Source organism: Glutamicibacter sp. B1 (genome assembly GCF_039602135.1).
Taxonomy (GTDB): domain Bacteria; phylum Actinomycetota; class Actinomycetes; order Actinomycetales; family Micrococcaceae; genus Glutamicibacter; species Glutamicibacter ectropisis.
This window is the reverse complement of record NZ_CP125942.1, coordinates 547,326-572,211: the sequence shown is the minus strand read 5'-3', so window position 1 is coordinate 572,211 and position 24,886 is coordinate 547,326. Positions and strand designations below refer to the sequence as shown.

The following is a 24,886-nucleotide window of genomic DNA, read 5'->3' as shown; positions in this document are numbered from 1 at the left end:
CCAGTACCCCACACACACCACACAACCCCCATATAAAGGACTGATCAGGCATGCATGCTTTCCAGTACTGAGTTCATTGATATTCCACCCATGAGCAACCCACCCGTACAACACTCGTGCACAGACATGGGCAACCAAAAAATGGTTAGCTCCTTAGAAAGGAGGTGATCCAGCCGCACCTTCCGGTACGGCTACCTTGTTACGACTTAGTCCCAATCGCCAGTCCCACCTTCGACGACTCCCCCCACACAAGGTGGTTAGGCCATCGGCTTCGGGTGTTACCAACTTTCGTGACTTGACGGGCGGTGTGTACAAGGCCCGGGAACGTATTCACCGCAGCGTTGCTGATCTGCGATTACTAGCGACTCCGACTTCATGGGGTCGAGTTGCAGACCCCAATCCGAACTGAGACCGGCTTTTAGGGATTAGCTCCACCTCACAGTATCGCAACCCATTGTACCGGCCATTGTAGCATGCGTGAAGCCCAAGACATAAGGGGCATGATGATTTGACGTCATCCCCACCTTCCTCCGAGTTGACCCCGGCAGTCTCCCATGAGTCCCCACCACTACGTGCTGGCAACATGGAACGAGGGTTGCGCTCGTTGCGGGACTTAACCCAACATCTCACGACACGAGCTGACGACAACCATGCACCACCTGTGAACCAGCCCCGAAGGGAAAGACCATCTCTGATCCGGTCTGGCACATGTCAAGCCTTGGTAAGGTTCTTCGCGTTGCATCGAATTAATCCGCATGCTCCGCCGCTTGTGCGGGCCCCCGTCAATTCCTTTGAGTTTTAGCCTTGCGGCCGTACTCCCCAGGCGGGGCACTTAATGCGTTAGCTACGGCGCGGAAAACGTGGAATGTCCCCCACACCTAGTGCCCAACGTTTACGGCATGGACTACCAGGGTATCTAATCCTGTTCGCTCCCCATGCTTTCGCTCCTCAGCGTCAGTAAATGCCCAGAGACCTGCCTTCGCCATCGGTGTTCCTCCTGATATCTGCGCATTTCACCGCTACACCAGGAATTCCAGTCTCCCCTACATCACTCTAGTCTGCCCGTACCCACCGCAGATCCGAGGTTGAGCCTCGGACTTTCACGGCAGACGCGACAAACCGCCTACGAGCTCTTTACGCCCAATAAATCCGGATAACGCTTGCGCCCTACGTATTACCGCGGCTGCTGGCACGTAGTTAGCCGGCGCTTCTTCTGCAGGTACCGTCACTCTCGCTTCTTCCCTACTGAAAGAGGTTTACAACCCGAAGGCCGTCATCCCTCACGCGGCGTCGCTGCATCAGGCTTGCGCCCATTGTGCAATATTCCCCACTGCTGCCTCCCGTAGGAGTCTGGGCCGTGTCTCAGTCCCAGTGTGGCCGGTCACCCTCTCAGGCCGGCTACCCGTCGTCGCCTTGGTGAGCCATTACCTCACCAACAAGCTGATAGGCCGCGAGTCCATCCCCCACCGATAAATCTTTCAACAACCCACCATGCGGTAAGAAGTCATATCCGGTATTAGACCCAGTTTCCCGGGCTTATCCCAAAGTCGGGGGCAGGTTACTCACGTGTTACTCACCCGTTCGCCACTAATCCACCCTGCAAGCAGGGCTTCATCGTTCGACTTGCATGTGTTAAGCACGCCGCCAGCGTTCATCCTGAGCCAGGATCAAACTCTCCATAAAAAAACAAAAAGCCACCGAAACCCCTCGGAAAATAAGGGAGAATCAATGAAAAAATCCTGGCGAATAAAAAACACTCAAGAACACTACACGGGGGTGCAATGCCTCAAGCAAATGTTATGTATTCACCAAATAAAAATAATTCGGTATCAACAAACTTGGCACACTATTGAGTTCTCAAACAACAAACACTCTCGACACCACAACCACCACAAAACCAGTGACTGCTTCGCTCCGGAGCAACTTTTCTAGCCTACCATGTTTCAAGAACCGGTCAAAACCGGTGAAACCTTTCGGTGAAAAGTGATTGGCTACCGGGTAAACAACTCGTAGATTCCGTGTTGTTTCCGTTCCGGCAGCAGATAAAAACTATACAGAGGTTTTCACGAAGTTACAAATCAGATTGGTACTTTTGGAGGTGACTGTCGTTACACATGAATAAAGCGCCGGCAACATCGGGCTGCAAGGAAGATCAGCGCTTATTCCTACTGGGTATCAGATTCTCTTTCGACGACGGTATTGGTTTCAAAAAACCATGATGAACAGCTCCGCAACAACACGAACTTTCCGATGGTTGCGATACAACCACTCGTCGCAAAACAGACAGCCCGATCTGAGCGGTTCGCCCTAGTGCCGGTCACGGCCACACACGATATGGAACTAGCCAGTTCGCCGGTTCCTTGTCGTGACTGTTCTTGGAGTAGTCAGGCAACCATGCCCTTCTACACGAACGTCTTAGTTCATTCTTAGCGGCGCTGGACTCTGCCCGTTCCACAAGTAGTTAGTACTGAAAGCTATATCACCGGGAGATGAAACCACTTGCGACATGCTAATCACATATTGGCCGCACGCCAGTTCTCTGCCTCCGGCCCGTGGTTATAGCTCCGCTTAGCCCTGGGTACTTGTCTGTCCGGTTCGCGTTCCTAGTATTCCGGCATCCTTTCTCCCCCGCTATCTTTCTTCTAGACCGTAAATGACAAAGAAACCAAGATGAGAACGGATAGTGCAGCATGAGCGCATTCGGCAGAAGGAGCAATCCCGGACTCTGTTCCTAAAACTAACTACTCGTCATGTGAATGCATCAGCAAGGGGAACATTTCCCGTTTCAAAGTTCAGTACCGTTATCCGTCCATACACGGGTTGATGCTTCATGGATCATTTGCCAATAACGAACTGTGGTTGCTGACTCACGGGCCACAGACAATAGCCTCATGAATAGTATTTGATACTTGGTCCCATCAAATCGGCGCCAACCATTATGAACGTAGCAGGTAGCCTATACCCGCTCCCATGCTTTCGTCCTGACGGTTTTCTATTTCTAGGAGTACGGAAACAAGAGCACTATTCAGGTGCAAGTACTCGGGGCAAAGCCCTGAATAGCAACACTGTCTTTGACTCGCGATGTGTCCAGTCTAAGAATTCGCAGCTCCAGAGATTCCTCGTTCAAACTCGAGTTGCGGTGTTCAAGACGACTTTCACCATCCTGTCGAGCGTTATGGAGGGTTAAGTGCCAAAAAGGTTTACAGAACTCCCAAAAAACACAAAACCACTAGGGCTAACACCACAACGACATGCTTTGAATGAATGTAATCCACTGACAGTTTTGGGCATAAAAAAATCGCGGAACCGAAGTTCCGCGATATTTGTGACCCCAACGGGATTCGAACCCGTGTTGCCGCCGTGAGAGGGCGGAGTACTAGGCCGCTATACGATGGGGCCGTATGCTGAAGACGAATCTTCAACTCACCAAATAACTTTGATGAAGCGCTGGGATACCAGGACTCGAACCTAGAATGACGGAACCAGAAACCGTTGTGTTGCCAATTACACCATATCCCAATATGACAAGCTATCCATTCTTGATCGGTAATCCGAACACCAATGAATGCCTTAGCACGAGATATAACTATACCTAAAAAGTTCCACGAACGCACATCCAGAGGCGATATCCTCGAGTGATCTACAGCTCGTGTCCCACATATAAAGGACTGAGCGAACGATGTCGTTGTATTGCACCGTAATTACTTGTCCCCGAAGCCTTTTCTGAGCCAGCAGCATCAATATGTCGTGACAACAGAAAGGGCACCCAGTTCAAAATAGAACTGAATGCCACTTAGCCGTCATTGGTCGGGATAACAGGATTTGAACCTGCGACCTCGTCGTCCCGAACGACGCGCGCTACCAAACTGCGCCATATCCCGCGAACAAGACGTTTTTACTCTACACCCGGCGCAATCTGATCACATAATCCTTTTGCATCCGGCGAATTGTACGAACAGACGAACCCAAACTGCTGATTTATCTAGATAGCTTTACCAGGGTTCAGGATGCCCGATGGATCCAAAAGCGATTTAATGTCTTTTTGAATCTGGAGAACCTCTGTAGATTGTTCCCAAGGGAGCCAATCCTTCTTAATCAGTCCGACGCCATGCTCGCCGGTTATCGTTCCACCCATTTCAAGGGCAAGCCGCACCGAAGTTTCAACGACACGATTTAGCCGGTCCAGTGGATCCGAGCCATCGTTAGGTTCCACAGAGAATGTAGGGTGTAGATTCCCGTCTCCAACGTGAGAAATCAACCGCATCTGCACTCGCTCTTGTTTAGCGACCTTTTGCAGGCGACGAACGTATTCAACCATTTTACTTTTGGGAATAGCGACATCTTCCCCTGTCCTGTATGCATCATCTTTCGTATCGCCTCGGCTTGTACGTCGCATCTCGATGAGTTGAGTAGCTTCACTGCTGCCTTCGACGCTGACTACTACGTTGTGATTGGCGAAAGAATAACGGATGACTTCTTCTTCGCGCATTGCACCGTATCCGTCAAGTCTGATCAACAGCATAGCGCCGCCCGCATCAGCTAAACTAGTGGAATACTGCTCGTCTAATACTTGCATCGTTGCGTGGTCGATTAGTTCAAGGATGGCTGGTTGGATTGTGGCCTTTGCAATGATTTGTACACCGTGGACCGCGTCTTCCAAGGTAGGGAAAAGTAACGAAAGGTCTCGTTCGTCCACAGGCAGGTAGCGCAATCTAAGTACTGCTCTGACGACAATCCCTAAGGTGCCCTCAGATCCAGTGAACAAAGCGGTCAGATCGTAACCGGCTACTCCTTTAAACGTATTCTTACCTACTCGAATCAAGCGACCATCGGCAAGGACGACGTCTAGCGAGAGCACTGATTCACGAGTTACTCCATACTTCGCGCAACGCAGTCCACCGGCATTTGTCGCGATATTTCCGCCCAAGGTCGACATCTTATAGCTGGCCGGATCAGGGGCGTACATCAATCCATATTTGGCCGCTGCTATATTCAGCTCCTGATTGATAACGCCCGGTTCTACGACAGCTATTTCGTCATCGGGGCGAATCTCGATGATCCGGTTCATCTTGCTCAAGTTCAGAATGACTGCTTGACCGATTACGTGAACACCGCCCGAAACGCCTGTTCCTGCCCCTCGGCTGATAACAGGTATCGAAAATTCGGTGGCCAGTCGCATCACTTGTTGAACCTGCTGAACTTGCGTGGGGAAGACAACCGCAATAGGTTGAAGCGGCTCGACGGCAAGCTGACCAAAGTCCCTGGAGTTTTCGGATAAGACGAGTTCGTCCTGGACTATCAATTCACTAGGAAGAACACTCCGTAGTTTTTCAAGGAATGACATTTGCTTGATGGACATCATTGTCTCCATGGTCGCCTGGGTAGGTGGTTTCTCTAGACACTACGACTAATGAAGAAACACAGAAAATTCGTGACCCATTTTTGCTTTCAGATGCAGGACTAAGCGCCCAAATAAGCAAACAGAAAAATAGTGGTTGAGCTACGCCTCAACCCCACCAACCAAACAGCAGCTTTTGTGGTTAAACAGGTGAGGCCCTGAACACCATAGTGTCCAGGGCCTCAAACCATATTCTTTAGGTTAAGTCCGGCGGTGACCTACTCTCCCACACCCTCACGAGTGCAGTACCATCGGCGCAATGGGCCTTAGCTTCCGGGTTCGGTATGGGACCGGGCGTTTCCCCCACGCTATGACCGCCGTAACAATCACGAAGCACACAAACCATCACTCTTGGTCATGTTTCCGGTGTTAAAACTTATCTCATGTTTTTATGGTTCGAGGTTGTTGTCTCGTAACCGCATAGTGAACGCGAACAGCATACTAACTTTGCTAGCAAATTATTGTTTTATAGTTGTGTTGAAAGTCATCGGCCTATTAGTACAGGTCAGCTACACAAGTCTTCAGTCCTTGCTTCCACATCCTGCCTATCAACCCAGTGGTCTAGCTGGGGGCCTCACACACAATAGTGCATGGAAATCTCATCTCGAAGCAGGCTTCCCGCTTAGATGCTTTCAGCGGTTATCCCTTCCCAACGTAGCTAATCAGCGATGCACTTGGCAGTACAACTGACACACCAGAGGTTAGTCCGTCCCGGTCCTCTCGTACTAAGGACAGCCCTTCTCAAATTTCCAACGCGCGCAGCGGATAGGGACCGAACTGTCTCACGACGTTCTAAACCCAGCTCGCGTACCGCTTTAATGGGCGAACAGCCCAACCCTTGGGACCTACTCCAGCCCCAGGATGCGACGAGCCGACATCGAGGTGCCAAACCATGCCGTCGATATGGACTCTTGGGCAAGATCAGCCTGTTATCCCCGAGGTACCTTTTATCCGTTGAGCGACGGCCCTTCCACGAGGTGCCGCCGGATCACTAGTCCCGACTTTCGTCCCTGCTCGAGCTGTCACTCTCACAGTCAAGCTCCCTTGTGCACTTACACTCAACACCTGATTGCCAACCAGGCTGAGGGAACCTTTGGGCGCCTCCGTTACATTTTAGGAGGCAACCGCCCCAGTTAAACTACCCATCAGGCACTGTCCCTGAACCAGATCATGGTCCGAAGTTAGGTGACCGATACAGCCAGAGTGGTATTTCAACGATGACTCCACCTGAACTAGCGTCCAAGCTTCAAAGTCTCCCACCTATCCTACACAAGCTGCACCGAACACCAATACCAAACTATAGTAAAGGTCTCGGGGTCTTTCCGTCCTGCTGCGCGTAACGAGCATCTTTACTCGTACTGCAATTTCGCCGAGTTCATGGTTGAGACAGCGGGGAAGTCGTTACTCCATTCGTGCAGGTCGGAACTTACCCGACAAGGAATTTCGCTACCTTAGGATGGTTATAGTTACCACCGCCGTTTACTGGGGCTTAAATTCTCAGCTTCGCATTACTGCTAACCAGTCCTCTTAACCTTCCAGCACCGGGCAGGAGTCAGTCCGTATACATCGTCTTGCGACTTCGCACGGACCTGTGTTTTTAGTAAACAGTCGCTTCCCCCTGGTCTCTGCGGCCCACACCCGCTCACAACTGCAAGAGCTGATCACGAGGCAGGCCCCCCTTCTTCCGAAGTTACGGGGGCATTTTGCCGAGTTCCTTAACCATGATTCTCTCGATCGCCTTAGTATTCTCTACCTGATCACCTGTGTCGGTTTGGGGTACGGGCGGACTGGGACCTCACGCCGATGCTTTTCTAGGCAGCATAGGATCACCGAATCACCCCACAAATGGGGCGCCTATCAGGTCTCAGAAACATGAGTGGCGGATTTGCCAACCACTCTTCCTACACCCTTGGACCAGGTCAATTCCATTGCCTGGCTCGGCTACCTTCCTGCGTCACACCTGTTAATACGCTGACCTCACTGCATCGGTTCCCACAACACCACACAACAAACAACCCGAAGGTCATCACGCCATGATCCGTCATGGTTAGCATCCACAGCTCAGTATGGGCGGTCCTTCGCCGGTACGGGAATATCAACCCGTTATCCATCGACTACGCCTGTCGGCCTCGCCTTAGGCCCCGACTAACCCAGGGCAGATTAGCTTAACCCTGGAACCCTTGATCATTCGGCGGACGGGTTTCTCACCCGTCATTCGCTACTCATGCCTGCATTCTCACTCGTATAGCGTCCACCGCTGGTTTCCACCGCGACTTCACCCGCTATACGACGCTCCCCTACCCATCCAAACACCCAATCGAAACCGGGTTAATATTTGAATGACGCAACTTCGGCGGTGTGCTTGAGCCCCGCTACATTATCGGCGCGGAATCACTTGACCAGTGAGCTATTACGCACTCTTTCAAGGGTGGCTGCTTCTAAGCCAACCTCCTGGTTGTCACAGCAACTCCACATCCTTTTCCACTTAGCACACGCTTAGGGGCCTTAGTTGGCGTTCTGGGCTGTTTCCCTCTCGACTATGAAGCTTATCCCCCACAGTCTCACTGCTACGCTCTCACTTACCGGCATTCGGAGTTTGGCTAAGGTCAGTAACCTTGTAGGGCCCATCGCCTATCCAGTAGCTCTACCTCCAGCAAGAAACACGTAACGCTGCACCTAAATGCATTTCGGGGAGAACCAGCTATCACGAAGTTTGATTGGCCTTTCACCCCCTACCCACAGCTCATCCCCTCCATTTTCAACTGAAGTGGGTTCGGTCCTCCACACGCTCTTACACGCGCTTCAACCTGGCCATGGGTAGATCACTTCGCTTCGGGTCTAGACCGTGCCACTCAAACGCCCTATTCAGACTCGCTTTCGCTACGGCTACCCCACACGGGTTAACCTCGCGACACAGCACTAACTCGCAGGCTCATTCTTCAAAAGGCACGCCATCACAACCACAAGTGGCTGCTCTAACGGATTGTAAGCACACGGTTTCAGGTACTATTTCACTCCCCTCCCGGGGTACTTTTCACCATTCCCTCACGGTACTGATTCACTATCGGTCATCAAGTAGTATTCAGGCTTACCAGGTGGTCCTGGCAGATTCACACAAGGTTTCACGGGCCCCGTGCTACTCGGGTATCAACACTAGAACGGCAGACACGCATTACACCTACGGGACTATCACCCTCTATGGTCCGGCATTCCAACCGATTCACCTATACGCCTGCACCTCATCCCACCAGCAAGATAGCACTGGTACATGTTGACCCACAACCCCGATGATGCAACGCCTATCCGCTATCACACACCAACCGGTTTAGCCCCATCCGCGTTCGCTCGCCACTACTAACGGAATCACTATTGTTTTCTCTTCCTGCGGGTACTGAGATGTTTCACTTCCCCGCGTTCCCTCCACACAGCCTATACATTCAGCTGCAGGTCACACCACATAACATGGTGCGGGGTTCCCCCATTCGGAAATCCTGGTCTCAACGTCCGGTTATCGACTCCACCAGGCTTATCGCAGATTCCCACGTCCTTCATCGGCTCTTGATGCCAAGGCATCCACCGTGCGCCCTTAAAAACTTCAACACAAAATCAAAGTTCCCAAAAATAATTGAGCAATAAAACAATCTAACAAAATCACACAGACAAGACTCAAACACCCAACAACCCCAGGAAAAGGATCATCAGACTCATCTCATCTGCAAGATGCTCGCGTTCACTATACAGTTCCCAAACAACAACCCCACACCCCACAACAACACCCCAAACCAACACCAACCCAAAGGCCAGTATCAATCCACCAGGACATCACCGCAGCAAACACAGGACAAACACCGAAACACCAAGAACCCCAACACCACAACAACAACCCCAAAGGATCATCACCACGGTATTAGAGGCTTGTTGCCTCAAAACCCAACAGCATGCCAAACCATACAAACCACACACCACTCACACACCACGTTCCAACACCACCAACAACAACCCCCAAGAGGACCATCATCACCAGTGCGTACTAACAGCACACAAACACCATGCAGCCACAGCCAGTACCCCACACACACCACACAACCCCCATATAAAGGACTGATCAGGCATGCATGCTTTCCAGTACTGAGTTCATTGATATTCCACCCATGAGCAACCCACCCGTACAACACTCGTGCACAGACATGGGCAACCAAAAAATGGTTAGCTCCTTAGAAAGGAGGTGATCCAGCCGCACCTTCCGGTACGGCTACCTTGTTACGACTTAGTCCCAATCGCCAGTCCCACCTTCGACGACTCCCCCCACACAAGGTGGTTAGGCCATCGGCTTCGGGTGTTACCAACTTTCGTGACTTGACGGGCGGTGTGTACAAGGCCCGGGAACGTATTCACCGCAGCGTTGCTGATCTGCGATTACTAGCGACTCCGACTTCATGGGGTCGAGTTGCAGACCCCAATCCGAACTGAGACCGGCTTTTAGGGATTAGCTCCACCTCACAGTATCGCAACCCATTGTACCGGCCATTGTAGCATGCGTGAAGCCCAAGACATAAGGGGCATGATGATTTGACGTCATCCCCACCTTCCTCCGAGTTGACCCCGGCAGTCTCCCATGAGTCCCCACCACTACGTGCTGGCAACATGGAACGAGGGTTGCGCTCGTTGCGGGACTTAACCCAACATCTCACGACACGAGCTGACGACAACCATGCACCACCTGTGAACCAGCCCCGAAGGGAAAGACCATCTCTGATCCGGTCTGGCACATGTCAAGCCTTGGTAAGGTTCTTCGCGTTGCATCGAATTAATCCGCATGCTCCGCCGCTTGTGCGGGCCCCCGTCAATTCCTTTGAGTTTTAGCCTTGCGGCCGTACTCCCCAGGCGGGGCACTTAATGCGTTAGCTACGGCGCGGAAAACGTGGAATGTCCCCCACACCTAGTGCCCAACGTTTACGGCATGGACTACCAGGGTATCTAATCCTGTTCGCTCCCCATGCTTTCGCTCCTCAGCGTCAGTAAATGCCCAGAGACCTGCCTTCGCCATCGGTGTTCCTCCTGATATCTGCGCATTTCACCGCTACACCAGGAATTCCAGTCTCCCCTACATCACTCTAGTCTGCCCGTACCCACCGCAGATCCGAGGTTGAGCCTCGGACTTTCACGGCAGACGCGACAAACCGCCTACGAGCTCTTTACGCCCAATAAATCCGGATAACGCTTGCGCCCTACGTATTACCGCGGCTGCTGGCACGTAGTTAGCCGGCGCCTTCTGCAGGTACCGTCACTCTCGCTTCTTCCCTACTGAAAGAGGTTTACAACCCGAAGGCCGTCATCCCTCACGCGGCGTCGCTGCATCAGGCTTGCGCCCATTGTGCAATATTCCCCACTGCTGCCTCCCGTAGGAGTCTGGGCCGTGTCTCAGTCCCAGTGTGGCCGGTCACCCTCTCAGGCCGGCTACCCGTCGTCGCCTTGGTGAGCCATTACCTCACCAACAAGCTGATAGGCCGCGAGTCCATCCCCCACCGATAAATCTTTCAACAACCCACCATGCGGTAAGAAGTCATATCCGGTATTAGACCCAGTTTCCCGGGCTTATCCCAAAGTCGGGGGCAGGTTACTCACGTGTTACTCACCCGTTCGCCACTAATCCACCCTGCAAGCAGGGCTTCATCGTTCGACTTGCATGTGTTAAGCACGCCGCCAGCGTTCATCCTGAGCCAGGATCAAACTCTCCATAAAAAAACAAAAAGCCACCGAAACCCCTCGGAAAATAAGGGAGAATCAATGAAAAAATCCTGGCGAATAAAAAACACTCAAGAACACTACACGGGGGTGTAATGCCTCAAGCAAATGTTATGTATTCACCAAATAAAAATAATTCGGTATCAACAAACTTGGCACACTATTGAGTTCTCAAACAACAAACACTCTCGACACCACAACCACCACAAAACCAGTGACTGCTTCGCTCCGGAGCAACTTTTCAAGCTTACCACCGCGTCAACCAAAGTCAACTCGACGTTTCCAGCTCGTTCACCCCACTGTTTCCTTCAGACCATTTCGGCCCGTCCGGATCAGCGGCGCGAGATAAAACTTTACACGGATTCCCACCAGAGGCAAAATCGGCCTGTCCACTCGCCTTTCCCCACAAAAACCCCGAGTTCATGCGCTTTTCGGGGCCTCGTGAGTGAATTCTGCCCAAAAACAACTGAAATTTGTTGTTATGAAGCGGGTCACGTTACTAAAAATGGGCCTGTACCCGTCCGAGGACAGGTACAGGCCCATTCATCAACGCAGAGCGTTACTTGGTGCCCTGGTTACGCAAACGAGAAACTTCGTAGAGTGAAATACCTACAGCCATCGATGCGTTCAGCGACTCCATAGCCGAGTCGATCGGAATCGAAACAATGGCATCGCAGTTTTCACGAACCAAACGCGATAGACCCTTGCCTTCAGAGCCAACCACGATGCACAGCGGTCCGGTTGCTAGTTCAAAGTTTGGAAGTTGCATATCTCCGCCGGCGTCAAGACCGATCACGAAGATGCCAGCAGCCTTGATTTCCTTCAGCGCATTAGTCAGGTTGGTGCACTTGGCTACCGGAACACGAACCGCAGCACCGGCACTGGTCTTCCATGCCGAAGCAGTCATGCCAACGCTTCGACGTTCAGGAATAATGACTCCGTCGGCACCGAATGCGGAGGCCGAACGAACAATCGCGCCGAGGTTTCGTGGATCGGTGATGCCATCAAGTGCTAGGAACAGTGGCTGGGAGTTGGAGTATCCGCGCTCGTAATCCTTGATGGTCTTGGTCGCCAACTGCACGGCGTCCTTGTACTCATAAGGAGGGATCTGCAGAGCAAGACCCTGGTGGATCGCGTCATCGGTCATGCGATCGAGTTCTGGCTTCGACGCTTCCATCAGTGGAATACCCTGCGCGGCAGCAAGCTTGAGTGATTCGCGCACGCGGTCATCGACGTCAATGCGGATTGCCACGTGAAGTGCCTTGGCAGGAATCCCCGCGCGCAGCGCCTCAACTACCGAGTTACGACCGGTGACAAATTCAGCGTTGACCTTGATGCGGCCGGTGCGCTGACCGGTGGCGCGTTTAGCTGCCGAGCGCTCCGATAGCTGCTTGGCTCGGTAGGCCTTGTGGTACGGGCGATCTTCTGCCTTGGGGGTCGGGCCCTTGCCCTCGAGGGAACGTCGTCCCTTGCCACCACTGCCCTTGGTTGGGCCCTTTTTGCTCATAATATGTGTCCTTATAGTTGAGTTTGTCGTAGCCGATCAGCGGCTAGTTGTTCAGAGTCCAGCGGGCGCCGTCAGCAGAGTCGAGAACCGTGATTCCCGCAGCGGCCAATGCATCGCGGATCGCATCCGAGCGAGACCAGTCCTTGGCTGCTCGGGCTTCAGCGCGCTCAGCAAGCTGCGCTTGAATGAGTTGATCCAATACCTCATGCTCGGCTGAGGCTGCGGAGTTTTGCTCATCACCGGCATCGTCCAATCCGAGTACCTGGGTCATGGCCAATACCTGGCCCAGGGCGGTAGCCGTAGCTGCGTCATCGTGCTGATCCAGGGAAGCGTTTCCCTGGCGTACGGTTTCATGCAGTGCAGCAAGACCCATCGGAACATTCAGGTCGTCGTCCATCGCCGCGGCAAAAGCTTCGGGCACCTGTGTGGCAACGATTGCTGACGCGTTTGCGCCCAATCGGTAACGGGCATTGGAGATGAAGGTGTCGATTCGTTCTACTGCTGCTCCCGCTTCGGTCAACGAATCGGGGCGGTAGTCCAGCATCGAGCGGTACTGCGCCTGTCCTAGGAAGTAACGCACCACGCGGGCCGGGGCCAAGGCGAGCATTTCTTCTGGGGAAATGGTGTTGCCAATAGACTTGGACATCTTTTCACCCTGATAGGTGACCATGCCGTTATGCATCCAGAAATTGGCGAAGCCATGCCCAGCAGCATTCGACTGTGCCATCTCGTTTTCGTGGTGCGGGAAGCGTAGGTCAAGTCCACCACCGTGGATGTCGAATTCGCTGCCAAGGTACTTGCCTGCCATGGCCGAGCATTCAAGGTGCCATCCCGGGCGTCCCCGTCCCCACGGACTTGGCCATGAAGCGGTGAGTGGATCGGTGTCCTTGTGCCCTTTCCACAGGGCAAAGTCTCGTGGATCCTTCTTGCCACGCGGATCCGAATCCGCGGCGTCTTGCATATCGTCGATCTTCTGTCGGGTCAGGGCACCATACTGCGCATAGGAGCGCACGTCGAAGTACACATCGCCTGAATCATCGGAGGCCGCGTAGGCGTGGCCATTCTCGATCAACTGCGCGATCAGCTCGTGCATTTCGGTGATGTGCCCGGTTGCGCGTGGCTCGTAGGTCGGCCGACGAACGCCCAAGGCTTGGTAAGCGCGAGCGAATTCCTGTTCGAAACGGTAGGCCAGGGCAAACCATTCTTCACGGGGCTTGTAGTACTCATCTGCTTCAAAACCATCAGCAAAAGACTTCGACGACTTTTCTAGGATCTTGTCGTCGATGTCCGTAACATTGCGAACCGTGGTGACCGCAAACCCGCTGTATTCCAGCCAGCGAACCAAAACATCAAAGACGATGGCGCTACGAACGTGGCCCACGTGCGGCATGCCCTGCACAGTGGCGCCACAGTAGTACAGCTTAACTTCGCCTTCGGTGATCGGCTGAAAGTCACGTACGGATGCTGTTTTGGTGTCATAAAATCGCAGGCTCACGCCTTAAAGGTTATCCGATCCAGACACTTCTTGTACCTGCCTTGTGACGCGCTCGCTACACCGAGGCTTTCGCTGGCACCTGCATGCTTAGCTGTGCTGGGCGAAGACGAGGGCGGTGGCGTAGGCGGTAATTCCTTGCCCATCCCCCTCATAGCCCAGACCATCACTCGTGGTTGCACTGACGCTGACCGGAGCGCCGATCGCTTCGCTGAGTACCTGGTTCGCTTCTTCGCGCCGGGCGGCGAAGCGTGGTCGTCGACCCACAAATTGCACAGCAACGTTCCCAATTTCGAAGCCTGCTTCACGCACCAAACGTGCCGCTTCAGTCAGGAGGCGAACCCCACTTGCCCCCGCAAATTCTTCGCGATCCACACCAAAGTGGGTTCCCAGATCCCCGATCCCTGCCGCGCTAAAGAGTGCGTCGCAGGCTGCATGGGCTACCGCGTCGCCGTCCGAATGCCCTGAAAGTCCTATGTCTTCGGGGAAATGCAGGCCGGCCAACCACATCGGGCGGGCTGGGTCTTGGCTCACCGCGTGCACGTCGATGCCATTCCCTATACGTGGCAGGTTCATAGTTTCCTTCGATTTCTTCACGCGCGAGTCTTGTTCAGCGACGAGTTGATTGGCGGTGTCGATGTCCTCGGGATGGGTAACCTTCAACGCCTGCTGATCACCGTTGACCACTTGAACCTTTTCCCCGTTGGCCCGCACGATCGAAGCATCGTCGGTCACTTTTTCCAATTCGGATTCGGTGTAGTGATCAAGCTGGGCATGGGCTTGGCGTAGCGCCTCAGCGTTGAAGCCCTGTGGTGTTTGCACGGCGCGAAGGGTGGATCGTGCCGGAGTGTTTGCGATAAATTCGACGCCCGCTTCTCCTGCTGGTTCCACCACCGAAATCGTGTCGGTGACCGCTAGTGCTGGAATGACCGCGGCGGCTTTCCCTGCGTTGAGGGCATCGATCACGCGTTGGTAGAGCTCTACCGGGGCAAATGCGCGGGCAGCATCGTGAACCAAAATGTTTCTGGCGTGGTCACTGACTTCACCAAGCCCGCGACGTACTGAATCGGCTCGGCTACTTCCACCGTCAACGGTGCGTAGCGCCGTGCCATAGGGTGCCAATACTTCGGCCATCCGCGGATCATCGGCGGGGGTGACCACGATTATTTCGGTGATCTCTTCGACCTTGAGGATGCGGTCGATAGCGTGTTCCACTAAGGTTTTACCGGCCACTTTGACCAGTGCTTTAGGAATTCCGGCTCCTAGCCGGGTGCCCATTCCGGCGGCAACCAAGATCAGACTCGAAGTATTCAATGGGGTTTGCTTCACAGCGCTCAGCTTATCGTGTTCCACCGATAGTGTTTGGGCTTTTAACGGCAACAGCCGTGAAACGCTTTTCAGCGCTCCACGGCAAGATGCAATCGGGAGTTTTGCTTAGGCCGAAGCCAAAACCTCATCCAGCAGGCCCTCGGCCTTGGTCTCGTCCAGATCCTTGGCCAGAGCCAATTCACTGATCAAAACCTGACGGGCCTTGGCCAGCATGCGCTTTTCGCCAGCCGAGAGACCACGATCATTTTCACGGCGCCAGAGGTCACGAACGACCTCAGCAACCTTGATGACATCGCCGGAAGCTAGCTTCTCAACGTTTGCCTTGTAACGGCGCGACCAGTTGGTCGGCTCTTCAGTAAATTCAGCACGAAGGACATCGAACACATGGTCCAAGCCTTCCTGACCTACCACGTCACGCACGCCAACCAGATCAACGTTCTCTGCAGGAACTTCAATGGTCAGGTCGCCCTGAGCCACCTTGAGCTTGAGATACATTTTCTCTTCGCCCTTGATCTTGCGCATCTTGATCTCTTCGATCATTGCGGCACCGTGGTGCGGGTAGACAACAGTCTCGCCAACCTCAAAAACCATGTGGATAAACCCCTTTCCCACTATCTAGTCTAACATGTTTGCCGGCAACCAGTCCCCGCTTGTGCCCCATATAACCGCGGATTCATGCGGAATCACCTCTTCTATTCGCAAGAGAAATATGGTAAGAAGAAAGTACACGAAGTCGGGTTTCATACCTCTTTATCCCAAACCCCGTTCTCTACTTCTTGTCGAAAAGCGTGTGTTGCACGTCGCTAAATCACGTCTTTGAGTGAAAAACAGCTAGGCTTAGAGGTAATCGTGGTCTATATCTTTGGTAGCTCCCTGCAATGGGCGCGGTCCAACGTTTAGCCATGAACCCAAGCAACTCATTATTCTCACCGAGGAGTTAGTGTCGTGATCACCGCACGCATGACCGCTGGACGTCGCATTGCCGCGTCCCTCGCTGTGGCTGCCCTGGCATTCGGTGTCACCAGCTGTGGCGCCATCAACGAGCAGGCCACCAACACCGACTACGCTGCCAGCGATGGCGTGCATGTCGACGTCGCCGATGCAAAGGTCCGCAACCTGTTGCTCGTGACCAACAGCGACGGTTCGGAAGCTCGTCTGATCGGCTCCGTTGTCAACGACAGCAAGTCCGCACTGACCCTGAGCGTTGAAGCAGCAAGCACCACGCCGGTCACCATCTCCGTTCCTGCTGAGCAGAGCGTCAAGCTGGAAGATGATGCCAACGAGAAGATCATCTCCAACCTGCACATCATGGCTGGCGAGCACGCAGAAACCAGCTTCACCGTCGCCGGCGAAACCGTGGACTTCAGCGTTCCGGTAGTCGACGGCACCCTTGCTGAATACCGCGACTTCGTTCCAGGCGGATCCGATGAATCGGTCACCGAGCATCTGAAGGCCACCGAGACTCACTCGACCTCGGGCCACTAAGCACTAAAAGCTAGGGAGCCGGGCTGCGAATCATTTGATTCGCAGCCCGGCTCCCTAGCTTTTAAGCCCCCGTCGTCTAGACGACGAACTTGTAGCCCAGTCCTCGCACCGTCACCAAGTGCTCTGGCGAAGCTGGATCAGGTTCAATTTTGGAGCGTAGGCGCTTGACGTGTACGTCCAGAGTCTTGGTGTCCCCCACGTAGTCGCTACCCCAAACGCGGTCAATGAGCTGGCCACGGGTCAGCACGCGGCCGGCGTTACGCAGCAGCATTTCAAGTAGTTCGAATTCCTTCAGCGGCATGGATACCTCGGTGTTATCTACCGAAACCATGTGGCGTTCGACGTCCATGCGTACCGGGCCGGCGGTGACCACGTTGCTGATGAGTTCTTCGCCTTCGCCCTGACGACGCAAGACAGCCCGAATACGAGCTAGTAGTTCGCGTGAAGAATATGGCTTGGTGACGTAGTCATCGGCTCCGAGTTCCAGGCCAACTACCTTGTCAATTTCGGAATCCTTAGCGGTCAGCATGATCACCGGAACCTGGCTGTTCAGACGGATCTGACGAATAACCTCGGTACCCGGCTGGCCTGGCAGCATCAGGTCCAGGAGCACCAGATCGGCGCCGTGGCGTTCGAACTCGGTCACGGCAACCAGTCCGTCTTCGGCGATCCGAACTTCGAACCCTTCGCGTTCCAGCAGGAAAGACAGCGGGTCAGAGAGCGATTCCTCGTCCTCTACGATCAAAATGCGGGTCATCGTCGTCCTCCTTCGCGATCCGAGGTTCTCGCCTCGACCGCTCGTTCCTTCATCATCTCGTCGGGGGCACCATCAGTGCCGGCCCGTTCTTCGTCCGCTAGGGGAAGTCTAAGGGTAAAAGTGGAGCCCTGACCTGGTTGGGACCACAGGGATACTTCGCCACCGTGATTGGCCAGCACGTGTTTTACGATGCTCAGCCCCAGGCCGGTACCACCGGTTTGTCGTGAACGTGCCGAATCGACCCGGTAGAAACGCTCGAACACGCGCTCTTGCTCCTCGGGAGAAATCCCGGGACCCTGATCGGTGACCGAAATCTGCGCGTAACCATCACGCTGACGCACGCCCACACCCACCTTGGTATTTTCCGGTGAATAGCGGATCGCATTATCGATCAGGTTGCGTACTGCAGTCATCAACAGATCCGGGTCGCCAAGGATCGGCTCTTCCAGATGACCACCGACGGTAATCTGGATGCCCTTTTCTTCGGCGAGCAAATGGCTGCGATCCACGGCTTCGGCCACCACGCTGTCGATGTTCACTTCCTTGCCCTGCACAATGGCGTCACTGGCCTGCAGTCGGGAGAGCTCAATGATGTCCTGCACCAGCGCGGCCAACCGTCGCGATTCCTTGTCCATGCGGGTGGAAAAGCGGCGCACGGCGGTTGGATCGTCGGCGGCTTCGGTAATCGCCTCAGCCAGCAGGGAAATGGCGCCGACTGGAGTTTTGAGTTCGTGGGACACGTTGGCTACGAAGTCATTACGCATGGCTTCGGTTCGCGTGATCTCGGTGCGGTCATCGGCGAGCAACAGAATGTACTCATCGCCCAAGGGAGCCACACGCACATGCACAATGAGCTGGCCCGCCCCCAGCGTTGAACGTTGCAGTTCGTATTGGCTTTCAGCGATCACGCCGTCTGCTCGTACCTGGCGCACCAGAGCCAGTAATTCGCTGTGCACCAGCGTGTGGCCACGTACCAGCCCGTAGGCATACGAGGCTGGGTTGGCGCGCACGACACCGTCAACGTCGTCGAGGATCACGAAGGCGCGTCCAATAACGGACAAAACGGCCGCCGCACCTTCGGGGAGCAGGGGCTCGTCTACCTGCGGCAGTCGGGCGGTCCGGCGTTGGGAAATCCTAAAAGCGATCACGCCAACGATGCCCAGGGCCAGACCGAGGAGACCGGCTATCAGAGTCGAGATCACATCGTTCACCCTTTTAGCCTAGCTTCCCCGATGGGTCCCTTCGTTCCTAAATGACGCGAATATGGCCAAATCGGCGCGCTGTTCACCAAACGTTCACATTTCGTGGCATATTCGTTAATCACCCACTGACAGGCTGGGGGAAGACCCTCCACCATGCCATAAAACTGTTCGGGGTGCTTTACTGCGTTATGGCAGAGAAGCCAGCTGGCATGGGAACCGACACTCGAAAGGAACTGCTATGCGTAAGGTTTTTCAGGCAGATCTACAACAAATTGGCGAAGAACTTATTGAAATGGCCAACCAGGTCGCGACCGCTATGGGTCGTGCATGGGATTCATTGGCAAATGCCGATGTTGACTTGGCTCAGGAAGTCATCGCCGCGGACGCGAAAATTGATTTCCTGCAGAACCAGCTAGATGAACGAGCTATTGATACCCTCGCCCTCCAGGGCCCGGTAGCCAGCGACCTGCGTATGATCGTTGGTTCGCTACGTATGAGTGCTTCCCTGGAGCGCATGGGCGACTTGGCACGCCACTTGGCACAGCTAGCCCGCCTGCGTTTCCCGCAGCCAGCCATTCCTGAAGCGATCGCGCAGACCTTTGCTGACATGGCGAAGCTCGATATCCAGATCGCTCAGGCAGTTGCTACCCTGCTCGATACCCGCGATCTGAAGATTGCTACCCAGATTATTGAGCTGAACCACGAGGTTGATCGTTTGCACTCCAGCGTGTTCGCTCAGATCGCTGAGGCCGGCTGGAACGAATCGGCACCAACGACCGTAGACGTTTCGTTGACCAGCCGCTACCTGGAGCGCTTCGGCGACCATGGTGTTTCGGTAGCCCGCAAGGTGACCTACCTAGTGACTGGCGAATGGGATCCATCCGACGTCTAAGCGTCAGAGATTTACGCTGAAATGATGGTGTAGTGCCTGCTCTCGGAACTTTCCGGAAGTAGGCACTACTTTTTTGTTGAGCATTTATATCGTGCATAAACGCCGCACATAATCCTCGTGCTTTAAAGGCGAAGGGCAACTCACCAGTTGGTGGGTTGCCCTTCGATGTTTTCGGCGCGCTAATGGCGCCAGCGTAAAGCTGGAATTAGCCTTCGCACTCTACGCAGAAACCTACATTGCCTTCTTCGCGAACCAGCTGTGAGCGGTGGCGAATCAAGAAGCACGAGCCACAGATGAACTCGTCGTCTTTCTGTGGAATGACGGTAACCGTCAGTTCCTCGTTGGACAAATCTGCGCCTGGCAGATCCATACCATCGGTGTGATCGGCTTCGTCGAGCTCGCGCACGACGGACTTGGCGTCCGGTGCGTTTGCGGACTTGACCGCATCCAGAGAAGCCTTACGTGCCTCAGCAACGTCTGGGCGGACTTCATCGTAATCAGTTGCCACGAATTGCATTCCTAACGTGAGCCATTGAGCCTATTCGAAATAGGAGATTACAGCATACTAATGCTAAAAATACAATCGTGCGTAGTTGTTTCGCTCACAGCCATACGCCCACCCTATTTTCTAGGTTAAAGACGTAACGGCGGCACCAGAACTTCCAAGTTAAAAACTTGGGTTCTGGTGCCGCCGAAAAGTGGGTCTTACTTGCGTCCCTGGTTCGCAACAGCCTTAATTGCGTCGGCCGCAGCTGCTGGGTCAAGGTAGGTTCCACCCTTGGTAATTGGCTGGAAGTTGTCGTCCAACTCATACACCAGTGGAATGCCGGTTGGGATGTTCAGACCAGCAATGTCCTCATCGCTGATCCCATCCAGGTGCTTGACCAGTGCGCGCAGCGAGTTTCCGTGTGCGGTAACCATCACGGTCTTGCCGGCGGACAGATCTGCCTTGATGTTGTTCTCCCAGTAAGGAAGCATGCGCTCGAGAACGTCCTTGAGGCACTCGGTGCGTGGTGCGGAATCGCCCAACGCGGCGTAGCGCTCGTCGTTGATCTGGCTGAATTCCGAGGAGTCATCCAAAGCTGGTGGTGGGGTGTCGTAGCTACGACGCCATTCCATGAACTGCTCTTCGCCGAACTCGGCCAAGGTCTGTGCCTTGTCCTTGCCCTGCAGCGCACCGTAGTGACGCTCGTTCAGGCGCCAGTCGCGGTTCACTGGGATCCACGAACGTCCGGCTGCTTCCAGCGCCAGGTTAGCGGTGACAATCGCGCGGGTCAGCAACGAGGTATGCAGTACCTCTGGCTTATAACCGGCTTCCACCAGCAGCTGGCCACCGCGTGATGCTTCGGCACGTCCCTGCTCGGTCAGCGATACGTCGTACCAACCGGTGAAGAGGTTCTTTTCATTCCATTCGCTCTGCCCGTGGCGAAGCAAGATCAAAGTGTGACTCATACGATCCATCCTATCGAATGCTCTGGCACAGTTGCGCCAAAGTTAAGGAGTGTTCATTAATTGAGAAGACCCGCACCTTGCAGGTAACGCATGGTACGGGTTCTCGAAAATTCAGGGTGGTTCGACGTGGGCTAGTAGTTGTACCAGCCGCCGCCTTGTCCACTGACTGCCGGCTTTACATCTGCCAGGTAGACACAGGCGATGCAGGCTCCAATGAGCTGCAGGAAACCAATCCCGCCACCGGTGAGGATGCCCAGTAATGACACCACGGCACTGGCAGCTGTCAGGCCAGTCCAGAAGCCTTTGGTCCGTTTTCCTTCTTGCGCGAAGCGCTGTGCACCGTGGCGCAGGCAGTCAACGAGTGCCCAGACAGCGAGCACCAGAATGATCACGCTCAGAGCCAGCATCAAGTAGTACTCGATCAGGTGTGCAACATACATCATGGACATATCTTTACTCTACCTATCACCCTTCGGGTTTTGGGTACTGCCACGCGCTAAAGCTGTTCCAGGGCTTGCTGCAGATCGCGCCAGAGATCTTCAACCTCTTCAATACCCACAGACAAGCGAATCAAGTTTTCTGGCACTGTTTCTGGTTCCGAGGCATGGCGGGCTCGGCGTTCAGCCAAGGTCTCTACCCCACCGAGCGATGTCGCACCAGTAATGAGTTCAAAGGCCGCGACAAGTTGATCTGCTTGCGCAGCATCTTGTCCGGCTTGGAAGGCGATCACCGAACCATAACCATCCATCAGCCGGGTCGCCCGCTCATGACCGGGGTCCTGCTCCAGCCCCGGATAGCGCACAGCCTGCACCTTGGGATGCGCAGCCAAACGCTCGGCGAGCACTTGAGAATTCTTCTGCGAACGTTCGATGCGCACCGCCATGGTGCGTACCCCACGCAAAGCCAAGAAGGTATCCATCGGAGATGAAATCGCTCCGTGCAAGGTGCGGTAACCATGCAGTTTTTGCCGCAGTGATTCATCGCTAGTGACCAAGGCGCCCATGATGACGTCAGAATGCCCGGAGAGGTATTTGGTCACCGAGTGCACGACCAGGTCGGCGCCCAGAGTCAGCGGGCGTTGCAGCAAGGGAGTGGCGAAGGTGTTATCCACGATGCTTAGCACACCACGGCTCTTGGCTTCCGCTAGCAATACGGGTAAATCTGCCACTTCCAGCATGGGGTTGGTCGGCGACTCGACCCACAGCACGTCTGCACCCTGCAACGCGGCAATCACGTCGTCGGTGTCTGCGATATCTACCGGACGAATACTCAACCGGCCAGCAGCCTGCAATTCCGAGCTCAGCGCTAAGGAACCGTTATAAGAATGCTTAGGCATGACCAGCACTCCCCCGGCCGGAACCAAGTTCAGGGCCGCCGCAATGGCCGCCATCCCCGAGGAGAACACCAGTGCAGGTGAGTCAGCAACTTCCAACTGACCCAATACCTCTTCGAATGGATCCCAGGTCGGGTTGGAGAAGCGCGCATAAACACGTTCGCCGGCGGCAGCCTGCCCCTGGGAGTGATATGTAGAGGTAAAGGTCACCGGATAATTCACCGGCGCATCGGTGTCATGGGCCGGGCGGCCGCCGGCAACGATGAGTGTCTTCGGATCCCACTGCGGGCTCGGAGCTGAGGGCATACTGCTGGAGTTCATGGAAAAAACTTTACGCGCAGCCCCCACGAAGCCACGGATGGATTTCACTACATTTCACCGGAGGGATCTGCCACAACTTGGCGATTAGTTATCCCGAGTATCAGGGTTGCGCAAATTTTTCGGTGGCTACTTGGATAGGCTAGAGGGGTGAATAATGAATCGAGCGCGCCGGCCCCTGGCTTGTTCATAGTCTTTGAAGGCGGCGACGGCGCAGGTAAATCCACGCAGGTCGCCCTGGCCCAACAGTGGCTACGAAAGCAGGGATCCGAGGTCATCACCACCCGTGAACCTGGAGGAACCCAAATTAGCGAAGCGCTACGTTCGTTAGTGCTTGAACACGGCCACGGTGAAATCGACTCACGTACCGAAGCGCTCATCTACTCTGCGGCGCGGGCAGCGCACGTCCAACAGGTCATTACCCCGGCGTTGGCTCGCGGCGCCCATGTCATCTGTGACCGCTTTGTTGACTCTTCGCTGGCCTACCAAGGCATGGGCCGTGCCCTCGGCTTTGATGCTGTGGCCAGTATCAACGATTTTGCCACCAATGGGTTGAAGCCAGATCTGACCATCATTTTAGATATTTCGGCTGCCGATGGTCGGGCTCGACGGATCGTTGCCGGTGGTGGCGTGGAAGCAGCTGACCGGTTAGAGGCAGAGCCCGACGACTTCCATGAACGCATCCGTCAGGCTTTTTTGGAGTTGGCCGCTCGCGAGCCAGCACGTTATCTCGTGCTGGATGCGAATTCCAGTGTTGAAGATCTGCACCAGTCCATCACCGAACACCTAGCTGGCCTGCTATGAGTCGCCCGGTCTTTGCTGATCTGGCGGGCCAACAACGCGTGATCGATACGTTGTGCGCCGAAGTTGACCGTGGAAATCCCACCCATGCATGGTTGGTCACTGGCCCACCGGGTTCGGGGCGAACTACCGCTGCCCGTGCCTTTGCCGCGGCTCTGCAGTGCACGCAGACTCCGGCCGGGTGCGGTCAATGCGAGAACTGCAAATTGGTCCTCGCCTCCTCCCACCCCGATGTTTCCTTCGTCTCCACCGACAAGTTTGAATACCAGATTGCCGATGTCCGGCACCTGATCACTCGTGCCCAGGAAAGCGCGAGCACCGGTCGTTGGCGCATCATCATTATTGAAGACGCGGACCGTATGTCTGAACGCAGCACCAACGTGCTGCTCAAGGCCATCGAAGAGCCACCTGCGCGGATGATCTGGATCCTGTGCGCACCATCTCCGGCCGACGTTCTGGTGACCATCCGCTCGCGCTGCCGCGCAGTAAATCTGTCGGTTCCCTCAACCAATGACGTGGCCGACCTGTTGGTGCGTCGTGATGGGCTTGATCCGCAGCAGGCACTCTTTGCTGCCCGCGTTTCGCAGTCCCATATTGGTGTGGCTCGCCTGCTGGCTCGTGATGAGCAGGCTCGCATCCAGCGTGAAAAAGTAGTCACTTTGCCACTGCGCACCACTACTTTGCCTCAGGCTATGGCCGCTGCTGCAGAAATATCGAAGCTGGCCACAGAGCGCGCTGAGAACATCACCGGCACCGATTTGCAGAAGAAGACCGAACAGCTACGCCACGCTAATGGTTTGGGGGCTGAAGAAACCATTCCCCCAGGTTTGCGCAGCCAGTTTAAAGCGTTGGAAGAAGACGCGAAACGCTTCGCCCGTCGCGCCAGTTTTGATGCGTTAGATCGGACGCTGACCGACTTGACCACCTTTTTCCGCGATGTCTTGAGCCTTCAGCTAGGAACAGGCATTGAACTGATCAATGAACACCTGCGGGACAAACTGGAAACCTACTCGCAGAATCAGAGTAAAGAAAAATCTCTGGCTCAATTAGATGCCATCAATCAGACGCGGAGCCGCTTGGCGGCCAACGTCAATCAGCTCATGGCTTTGGAAGCCCTCATGACACGACTCTTACCGAACCCCGGTCGTCGATAACCCACGCAAGGAGACACTCAA

Annotated in this window: 15 protein-coding genes, 3 tRNA genes and 4 rRNA genes; 4 read left to right on the top strand and 18 right to left on the bottom strand. The window is 54.6% G+C overall.

Annotated features, from left to right (window positions below):
* Positions 1–157 precede the first annotated feature (157 nt).
* The 12 genes from QMQ05_RS02700 to QMQ05_RS02645 all read right to left on the bottom strand — a co-directional run bounded on the left by QMQ05_RS02700 (position 158) and on the right by QMQ05_RS02645 (position 16,062).
* A 16S ribosomal RNA gene (locus QMQ05_RS02700) occupies positions 158–1,683 on the bottom strand.
* A 1,643-nt stretch (positions 1,684–3,326) separates the two neighbouring features.
* Positions 3,327–3,399: transfer RNA gene (locus QMQ05_RS02695), tRNA-Glu, on the bottom strand.
* A 48-nt stretch (positions 3,400–3,447) separates the two neighbouring features.
* A tRNA-Gln gene (locus QMQ05_RS02690) sits at positions 3,448–3,519 on the bottom strand.
* Positions 3,520–3,804: 285 nt separating this feature from the next.
* A tRNA-Pro gene (locus tag QMQ05_RS02685) sits at positions 3,805–3,881 on the bottom strand.
* A gap of 101 nt (positions 3,882–3,982) precedes the next feature.
* Positions 3,983–5,362 carry an FAD-binding oxidoreductase gene (locus tag QMQ05_RS02680; protein ID WP_345472803.1) on the bottom strand — a complete coding sequence of 460 codons (1,380 nt, stop codon included), beginning with the start codon at positions 5,360–5,362 and terminating at the stop codon, positions 3,983–3,985.
* Positions 5,363–5,603: 241 nt separating this feature from the next.
* Positions 5,604–5,720 (bottom strand): 5S ribosomal RNA (gene rrf, locus QMQ05_RS02675).
* Positions 5,721–5,872: 152 nt separating this feature from the next.
* Positions 5,873–8,998, bottom strand: a 23S ribosomal RNA gene (locus tag QMQ05_RS02670).
* Between the two features lie 618 nt (positions 8,999–9,616).
* Positions 9,617–11,140, bottom strand: a 16S ribosomal RNA gene (locus QMQ05_RS02665).
* The 16S, 23S and 5S rRNA genes sit together here, the layout of an rRNA operon.
* Before the next feature lie 562 nt (positions 11,141–11,702).
* A complete protein-coding gene (rlmB, locus tag QMQ05_RS02660; RefSeq protein WP_345472801.1) occupies positions 11,703–12,650 on the bottom strand; it encodes a 23S rRNA (guanosine(2251)-2'-O)-methyltransferase RlmB in 948 nt (315 codons plus the stop codon).
* Between the two features lie 43 nt (positions 12,651–12,693).
* Positions 12,694–14,145, bottom strand: a complete 1,452-nt coding sequence (gene cysS / locus QMQ05_RS02655) for a cysteine--tRNA ligase (protein ID WP_345472799.1) — start codon at positions 14,143–14,145, stop codon at positions 12,694–12,696.
* An 87-nt stretch (positions 14,146–14,232) separates the two neighbouring features.
* A complete protein-coding gene (ispD, locus tag QMQ05_RS02650) occupies positions 14,233–15,471 on the bottom strand; it encodes a 2-C-methyl-D-erythritol 4-phosphate cytidylyltransferase (protein WP_345472797.1) in 1,239 nt (412 codons plus the stop codon).
* A gap of 105 nt (positions 15,472–15,576) precedes the next feature.
* Positions 15,577–16,062: a CarD family transcriptional regulator gene (locus tag QMQ05_RS02645; protein WP_022877089.1), complete on the bottom strand. Its 486-nt coding sequence runs from the start codon at positions 16,060–16,062 to the stop codon at positions 15,577–15,579.
* Positions 16,063–16,416: 354 nt separating this feature from the next.
* On the opposite strand from QMQ05_RS02645, the gene QMQ05_RS02640 reads away from it, so the two are divergent.
* Positions 16,417–16,956, top strand: a complete 540-nt coding sequence (locus QMQ05_RS02640; RefSeq protein WP_345472791.1) for a hypothetical protein — start codon at positions 16,417–16,419, stop codon at positions 16,954–16,956.
* 76 nt (positions 16,957–17,032) lie between these two features.
* Here the strand turns inward: QMQ05_RS02640 and QMQ05_RS02635 are convergent, their stop codons facing one another.
* Positions 17,033–17,713 carry a response regulator transcription factor gene (locus tag QMQ05_RS02635; protein WP_058256319.1) on the bottom strand — a complete coding sequence of 227 codons (681 nt, stop codon included), beginning with the start codon at positions 17,711–17,713 and terminating at the stop codon, positions 17,033–17,035.
* On the bottom strand, positions 17,710–18,915 hold the full coding sequence (locus QMQ05_RS02630) for a sensor histidine kinase (RefSeq protein WP_345472787.1): 1,206 nt from the start codon (positions 18,913–18,915) through the stop codon (positions 17,710–17,712). The genes QMQ05_RS02635 and QMQ05_RS02630 overlap by 4 nt, the downstream gene beginning before the upstream one ends.
* 238 nt (positions 18,916–19,153) lie before the next feature.
* Here QMQ05_RS02630 and phoU point away from each other — a divergent pair, with 238 nt between their 5' ends.
* The gene (gene phoU / locus QMQ05_RS02625) at positions 19,154–19,807 is read left to right on the top strand and encodes a phosphate signaling complex protein PhoU (RefSeq protein WP_345472785.1); all 654 of its coding nucleotides are present in this window, start codon (positions 19,154–19,156) and stop codon (positions 19,805–19,807) included.
* 205 nt (positions 19,808–20,012) lie between these two features.
* On the opposite strand, the gene QMQ05_RS02620 is transcribed toward phoU, so the two are convergent.
* The 4 genes from QMQ05_RS02620 to QMQ05_RS02605 form a co-directional block, all read right to left on the bottom strand.
* A complete protein-coding gene (locus tag QMQ05_RS02620; RefSeq protein WP_022877094.1) occupies positions 20,013–20,315 on the bottom strand; it encodes a DUF4193 domain-containing protein in 303 nt (100 codons plus the stop codon).
* Between the two features lie 197 nt (positions 20,316–20,512).
* Positions 20,513–21,259, bottom strand: a complete 747-nt coding sequence (locus tag QMQ05_RS02615; protein ID WP_345472780.1) for a phosphoglyceromutase — start codon at positions 21,257–21,259, stop codon at positions 20,513–20,515.
* 131 nt (positions 21,260–21,390) lie between these two features.
* Positions 21,391–21,702: a DUF2516 family protein gene (locus tag QMQ05_RS02610; RefSeq protein WP_345472778.1), complete on the bottom strand. Its 312-nt coding sequence runs from the start codon at positions 21,700–21,702 to the stop codon at positions 21,391–21,393.
* Positions 21,703–21,755: 53 nt separating this feature from the next.
* Positions 21,756–22,913, bottom strand: coding sequence for a trans-sulfuration enzyme family protein (locus QMQ05_RS02605; protein ID WP_345472776.1), 1,158 nt, complete (start codon positions 22,911–22,913; stop codon positions 21,756–21,758).
* A 147-nt stretch (positions 22,914–23,060) separates the two neighbouring features.
* On the opposite strand from QMQ05_RS02605, the gene tmk reads away from it, so the two are divergent.
* Both tmk and QMQ05_RS02595 read left to right on the top strand, forming a co-directional pair.
* Positions 23,061–23,714, top strand: a complete 654-nt coding sequence (gene tmk, locus QMQ05_RS02600; RefSeq protein WP_345472774.1) for a dTMP kinase — start codon at positions 23,061–23,063, stop codon at positions 23,712–23,714.
* On the top strand, positions 23,711–24,865 hold the full coding sequence (locus tag QMQ05_RS02595) for a DNA polymerase III subunit delta' (RefSeq protein ID WP_345472772.1): 1,155 nt from the start codon (positions 23,711–23,713) through the stop codon (positions 24,863–24,865). Before tmk ends, QMQ05_RS02595 begins: the two co-directional genes overlap by 4 nt.
* Positions 24,866–24,886: the final 21 nt, after the last annotated feature.